The sequence below is a fragment of the Pseudomonas sp. 05N432 genome (assembly GCF_056396945.1).
The window spans coordinates 1-749 of record NZ_JBFTMM010000066.1 but is presented as its reverse complement, the minus strand read 5'-3'; the positions used below and the strand labels follow the sequence as shown (position 1 = coordinate 749).

The 749-nt window shown below is 63.2% G+C and carries 1 protein-coding gene; it reads left to right on the top strand.

What is annotated here, in order from left to right; genetic code table 11:
• Positions 1–749: immunoglobulin-like domain-containing protein (locus AC1DHT_RS29215; RefSeq protein ID WP_477761595.1), on the top strand; the 749-nt coding region annotated here is incomplete at both ends.

Sequence of the window (749 nt, the reverse complement as noted above, 5' to 3'; positions counted from 1 at the left end):
CGGTCACCACGATCACCGATTCGATCGACAACACCGGCCTGTCCCTGGCGGCGACCGGTTCGGTCACCGAAGGCGGTCAGATCACCTACACCGCCACCCTGACCAACCCGGCCGGCACCGCAATGAGCGTGACCCTGTCCAACGGTGCAGTGATCAACATCGAAGCCGGCAAAACSWSCGGTTCCGTGGTGGTCGAYACCCCGGCGAATGACGTCTACAAAAACGGCAGTACGGTCAGCACCACCATCACCGGGGCTACCGGTGGCAACTTTGAAAACCTGGTGCCAAGCACCACGCCAGCCGTTACGACGATTACCGACTCGATCGACAACACCGGGCTGAGCCTGACGGCGACCGGTTCGGTCACCGAAGGCGGTCAGATCACTTACACCGCGACCCTGACCAACCCGGCCGGCACCGCGATGAGCGTGACCCTGTCCAACGGTGCAGTGATCAACATCGAAGCCGGCAAAACGTCCGGTTCCGTGGTGGTCGATACCCCGGCGAATGACGTCTACAAAAACGGCAGCACCGTCAGCACCACCATCGAGAGCACCACGGGCGGCAACTTCGAGCAGTTGACCCCGAGCACGACGCCAGCGGTCACCACGATCACCGATTCGATCGACAACACCGGCCTGTCCCTGGCGGCGACCGGTTCGGTCACCGAAGGCGGTCAGATCACCTACACCGCCACCCTGACCAACCCGGCCGGCACCGCAATGAGCGTGACCCTGTCCAACGGTGCC